The organism is Rhodopseudomonas sp., assembly GCF_048594845.1.
Classification (GTDB): domain Bacteria; phylum Pseudomonadota; class Alphaproteobacteria; order Rhizobiales; family Xanthobacteraceae; genus Rhodopseudomonas.
The window spans coordinates 1-4,953 of sequence record NZ_JBMDXE010000094.1 but is presented as its reverse complement, the minus strand read 5'-3'; the positions used below and the strand labels follow the sequence as shown (position 1 = coordinate 4,953).

General features: G+C 64.4%; 6 protein-coding genes. 1 reads left to right on the top strand and 5 read right to left on the bottom strand.

The annotated features are described in order from the left end of the window. Positions 1-216: 216 nt before the first annotated feature. The 5 genes from ACOJTD_RS05665 to ACOJTD_RS05645 all read right to left on the bottom strand — a co-directional run bounded on the left by ACOJTD_RS05665 (position 217) and on the right by ACOJTD_RS05645 (position 3,803). Complete coding sequence (locus ACOJTD_RS05665; protein ID WP_420131953.1) at positions 217-681, bottom strand: Lrp/AsnC family transcriptional regulator; 465 nt, start codon at positions 679-681, stop codon at positions 217-219. Positions 682-859: 178 nt separating this feature from the next. Continuing rightward, positions 860-1,618 carry an SDR family NAD(P)-dependent oxidoreductase gene (locus ACOJTD_RS05660; protein WP_420131952.1) on the bottom strand — a complete coding sequence of 253 codons (759 nt, stop codon included), beginning with the start codon at positions 1,616-1,618 and terminating at the stop codon, positions 860-862. A gap of 20 nt (positions 1,619-1,638) precedes the next feature. Then, positions 1,639-2,049, bottom strand: coding sequence for a PaaI family thioesterase (locus ACOJTD_RS05655; protein ID WP_420131951.1), 411 nt, complete (start codon positions 2,047-2,049; stop codon positions 1,639-1,641). Beyond that, positions 2,046-3,065, bottom strand: a complete 1,020-nt coding sequence (locus ACOJTD_RS05650; RefSeq protein WP_420131950.1) for a quinone oxidoreductase family protein — start codon at positions 3,063-3,065, stop codon at positions 2,046-2,048. Before ACOJTD_RS05650 ends, ACOJTD_RS05655 begins: the two co-directional genes overlap by 4 nt. A gap of 15 nt (positions 3,066-3,080) precedes the next feature. Further along, on the bottom strand, positions 3,081-3,803 hold the full coding sequence (locus tag ACOJTD_RS05645) for an aspartate/glutamate racemase family protein (protein ID WP_420131949.1): 723 nt from the start codon (positions 3,801-3,803) through the stop codon (positions 3,081-3,083). A 426-nt stretch (positions 3,804-4,229) separates the two neighbouring features. Here ACOJTD_RS05645 and ACOJTD_RS05640 point away from each other — a divergent pair. Then, the coding region (locus ACOJTD_RS05640; RefSeq protein WP_420131948.1) for an acyl-CoA dehydrogenase family protein at positions 4,230-4,953 on the top strand (724 nt) is incomplete at its 3' end.

Genomic DNA, 4,953 nt, shown 5'->3' with positions numbered 1-4,953 from the left:
GGCCCGACATGTCGGTGAGCACGCCGATGCGGACCGGCGAAGTGTCGGCCTGCTGCGCAAAGGCGCCGCCAAGGCCCGCAAGGCCGAGCGCCGCGCCGAGAGCGAGCGCCGTGGTGCGCCTGGTGATCGTCCGCTGAATTCCCATCATGCTGTTTTCAATCCCCCGTTTCTGTCGATGTTCCAACTCGTGACCTCGTGCGTCCTGCCGGGCTTTTCTTAGACGTCGACGTAGTTCAGCGGCAGCGCTGTGGAGTATTTGATCGTCTCCATCGCGAAGCTCGAACTGACGTCGAACAGTTCGGCGGCACTGATCAGCCGCTTGTAGACGTTGTCGTAGGCAGCGACGTCCGGCACCACGATGCGCAGCAGATAATCGACGTCACCGCTCATCCGGTAGAACTCGGTGACCTCTGGAATCTTGGCGACCTCGCGCGCGAACGTCGTCATCCATTTGCTGTGATGCTTGCTGGTTTTCAGCGTGACGAACACCGTCACCGGCACATTGACCAGATTGGCATCGAGCAGCGCGACGCGGCGGCGGATGATCTTCTTCTCGATCAGCGCCTGGATGCGTCGCCAGCACGGCGAGGTCGACAGCCCTGCCTTCTCGGCCACCGCCGCGACCGGCATCATCGCGTCGTCCTGCAAACAGCCGAGTATCTTCAGATCGATCCGGTCCATCAGCGCACCATCCTTGCCGCGCTATCAGCGCAACGTTGCGGATGCATTGCATAAAGCACGCGCCATGCCAAACGCGCGGCGCGCGCAGCATCGATGTGCATCAAATCGTGGAGAGAGAGTGAAATCGTCCGGCGCGAACCCGGTTTCAGAGAAACACATTCGCGGCCGGATCGAGGACTCATAGCCGCTGGCCGCCGCTTGCTTCGATGGTTTCGCCGGTGATCCAGCCACCTTCCTTCGACGCGAGGAAGGCGACGACCGGGGCGATGTCCTCGGGCCCGGCGATGCGGCCGAGCGCGACGCTGTCGCGGACCGCGGCGGCGCGCGCCGGATCGGACAATGGGTTGAGATCAGTGGAGGTTGCGCCGGGCAGCACCGCATTGACGGTGATGCCACGCGGACCGAGATGCGCGGCGAGAACGCGGCTCAGCGTCGACAGCGCCGCCTTGGTGGGCGCGTACACCGGCATGGTGGGAAACGACAGCCGCGACGCCATCGACGAGATGTTGATGATGCGGCCGCCGTCGGCGATCACCGGCAGCAGCTTCTGGATCAGAAAGAACGGCGACTTGAAGTTGATCTGCAGCATGCGATCGAAGTCGGCTTCGGTCACCTGCTCGATCGTCTTGCGGTCGTCGATGCCCGCATTGTTGACCAGAATGTCGAACTGAGGTGGGTCGCGCCGCGCGCGCAGCTCGGCGATCAGCGCCTCGGAGAGCTGCGTTGCGCCGGCCGGATCGGCGAGATCGGCCGCGATCAGGAAACCGTCGCCGCCCGCCGCGCGAATGTCGTCGAGCGTCTGCTCCGCCTTGTCGCGCTCAGCGCGATAATGAATGCCGACGAGGGCGCCATCCTGCGCCAGCCGGACAGCGATCGCGCGCCCAATGCCGCGGCTGGCGCCGGTGACGAGAGCGATCCTGTCGGCGAGCGGCTTCATCGCGGCGGCGCCCTTCCCGTCTAGATGGCGTAAGTGGCGCGCCCGATGGCGAGCAGCGCGCCCTTCTCGTCGTGCACGTCGACATCGGCGACGCCGACGGTGCGGCCGAGCCGCCGAACCCGACCAGTGGTCACCAACGCGGTGTTGATCGCCGGGCGGAAGTAATCGACCCGGAAATTGATGGTCGGCAGGCCGCGCCCGACGAACATCACCAGCGCGTAGTCGCCAACGGTGTCGATGATCGAGGCGATCGGGCCGCCATGCCACTGCCCGGTGCCAGCCTCGCGCTCAAACTCCGGCCGCATCGGCGCGCGCATCGTCACTTCCTGCTTGGCAGCGTCGAGCGACGTCACCGACAGGCCAAGGAAGGAGATGAACGGCGATGCCTGGAGCATCGCATCGATCTGCGCGGCGGTGAGCGGCTCGCTCATGGCGTCACCACCACCTTGCCGATCACGGTGCGCTCATCGAGCATCCGCAACGCATCGGCGGCCTGCTCAAGCGGGAACGCCTTGTCGATCCGCGCGGTGAGCTTGCCGCTCGACAGCAGGTCGAACAGCTTCTCCAGATCCTCGCGCTCCCAGCCGTTGGAGCCGCGGACCTGCAATTCGAAGGTCCAGATCACGCGCAGGTCTTCGGCCGGATCGTAGCCCGCGGTCGCGCCGCAGGTCAGGATGCGGCCTCCGAGCTTGAGCGTGCGCAGTGATTTCACCCAGGTGTCGCCGCCGGTGAAGTTGACCACGACGTCGACGCCGCCGTTGACCGACGAGCCGCCGCCGACCCGCGCCGGCCGGCCGTGGCGCTCGCGCACCACCTTCATGAAATCCTCCTGCGTGTAGAGGATGACTTCGTCGGCGCCGAGCTCCTTGAGGCGCTCGCCCTTCTCGGCCGAGCCGGCGCAGGCGATCACGTAGGCGCCGGCGATCTTGGCGAGTTGCACGCAGCACACGCCGACGCCGCCCGAGGCCCCGAGGATGAGCACCTTCTCGCCGGCCTTGACCTGGCCGTTGGTGGTCATCATGCGATGCGCGGTGCCGTAGGCCACCGGCAACGCCGCCGCCTGCTCAAAGCTGACATTGTCCGGAACACGCAGCAGCTGATGCGCACGCGCCTTGCAAAGTTCGGCGAGACCACCGTTGGTGGTCTCGCCCATCAGGCCGCCTTCGACGCGATTGAGCGGATCGACCAGCACGCGGTCGCCCGCCTTCCAGCCTTCGACGCCCTCGCCGACCTTGACGATCTCGCCTGCGACATCGAGTCCCATGATCACCGGCAGCGGGATCTTGATGCCAGGCATGCCACGGCGGGTGAAGATGTCGTGATAATTGAGCGACGTCGCGCGAACGCGGATCAGCACGTCACCGGGGCCGATCTCCGGATCGGGAAAATTCATGTCGAACGAGAGCTTGTCGAGCCCCCCGTGCTCCCGCAGGACCATCGCGCGCATGTTTTCTTATTCTCCTTAGGCTGCGTCGGCGCGGCCGAGCGGGCCGCTGCCCAGTGCGAATTCGACCGCCGCATCGGCATGCAGCAGCGTCGAGTCGTAGGCGGGTAAATCAATGTTCTCGGGCTGGATCAAGAGGCCGATCTCGGTGCAGCCGAGAATCACGCTGTCGGCCCCAGCCGCACGCCCCCGCGCGATCGTCTCCATGTAGCGCTGCCGCGAGGACTCGCGGATGATGCCGCAGCACAGTTCCGAGAAGATGATGTCGTGCACCGCAGCCCGATCCTCGGCGTCGGGGACCATCGGCGTCAGGCCGTGGCGGCGGCTCATTCGCTCCCGATAGAAGTCGTGCTCCATGGTGTAGCGCGTCGCCAGCAGCAGCGGCTTGCGTGCGCCGGCCGCCTTCAGCTCGTGGGCGCAGATGTCGATAATGTTGAGCAGCGGAATATCGATCGCGCTCTGCACCGCATCGGCGAGCTTGTGCATTGTATTGGTGCAGATCAGCACGCAATCGGCGCCGGCGATCTGGAGCTCGCGCGCGATCTTTTGCAACACGCGCGTCGCGCCGTCCCAATCGCCCGAGGTCTGCATCGCGACGACCCGATCGAAGTCGACCGAGCGCATCAGGATCTCGGCGGAGTGCAGCCCGCCGCACAGCGTGCGCACCTGTTCGTTGAGCCGGCGATAATACACCGCCGTGCTTTCCCAGCTCATGCCGCCGATCAGGCCAATCGTCTTCATCGTCCGTCCTCGCAGTCCGGCGCTACTTGCGCAGCGCGTGCCGTGATCGGCGCCTGTGGGCGGCGTCGCATCGCCGGCAGGTCGATCATCGATTGTCGGGAAACTGTAACATCGAGCGGCGCCCGAGGAATTTCGTTGTGAGCGACACAGCCATTCGGTTTTGGAATCTGATTCCTATATTCTACGATTTATAGGCATATGAAACCGGCCATGCGCACACAGATGGCGAGTGGTTTCAAATCTGGACCTAATTGTAGATTCGCGAAGGCACTATCCGCGGCATGGAATTACACGCGACCGGATACGTCGTGCACAAGGTCGCGCCCGCGTTCCCCTTCGACAATGCCGCCGGAACGTGTCTATAAAGACCCGCAACCATCCATCCAGGATGGACCAACGCGATGATCACATCGGGAGGACGATACGATGCAAGTGGCCTATGTGCCCCGCCAGACCCCCTATACGCTGTCTCCGGAAGACGAACTGAATGATCTGCGGATGTCGGAAAAGGTCCGGCCGCTGTACGACCACGTCAAGAAGTTCATCGCCGAGACCGTCGAGCCGATGCAGCACGAGTTCGATATCGCGGAAGCGAAGAATCCGAACCGCTGGTCGTTCTCGCAGGAGCAGCTCGATCTGCTCGGCAAGGCCAAGGCCAAGGCCAAGGAAGAAGGCCTCTGGAACTTCTTCCTTCCCGACGCCGAGACTGGCGAAGGCCTGAGCAATCTCGACTACGCCTATATCGCGGTCGAACTCGGCAAGGCGCCGCTCGCCTCCGAAGTGATGAACTGCTCGGCGCCCGACACCGGCAACATGGAAGTGCTGGAGCGCGTCGGCACGCCCGCCCAGAAGGAAAAGTGGCTGAAGCCGTTGCTCAACGGCGAGATCCGCTCGGCCTATGTGATGACCGAGCCGAACGTCGCCTCCTCGGACGCCAAGAACGTCTCGACCTCGGCCGTACTCGACGGCAACGAGTGGGTGATCAACGGCGAGAAGTACTACATCTCCGGACTCGGCGATCCGCGCTGCAAGATCATGATCGTCATGGTCAAGACCGATCCGACCGCCGCGCCGAGCAAGCAGCAGTCGCAGATCCTGGTGCCCGTCGACACCCCCGGCGTCGAAGTGCTCGGCCCGATGCACGTGTTCG

Coding starts and splice junctions, on each gene's coding strand:
- ACOJTD_RS05655 (WP_420131951.1), bottom strand. CDS start 2,049: ATGAGCGAGCCGCTCACCGCCGCGCAGATCGATGCGATGCTCCAGGCA.
- ACOJTD_RS05650 (WP_420131950.1), bottom strand. CDS start 3,065: ATGCGCGCGATGGTCCTGCGGGAGCACGGGGGGCTCGACAAGCTCTCG.
- ACOJTD_RS05665 (WP_420131953.1), bottom strand. CDS start 681: ATGGACCGGATCGATCTGAAGATACTCGGCTGTTTGCAGGACGACGCG.
- ACOJTD_RS05660 (WP_420131952.1), bottom strand. CDS start 1,618: ATGAAGCCGCTCGCCGACAGGATCGCTCTCGTCACCGGCGCCAGCCGC.
- ACOJTD_RS05645 (WP_420131949.1), bottom strand. CDS start 3,803: ATGAAGACGATTGGCCTGATCGGCGGCATGAGCTGGGAAAGCACGGCG.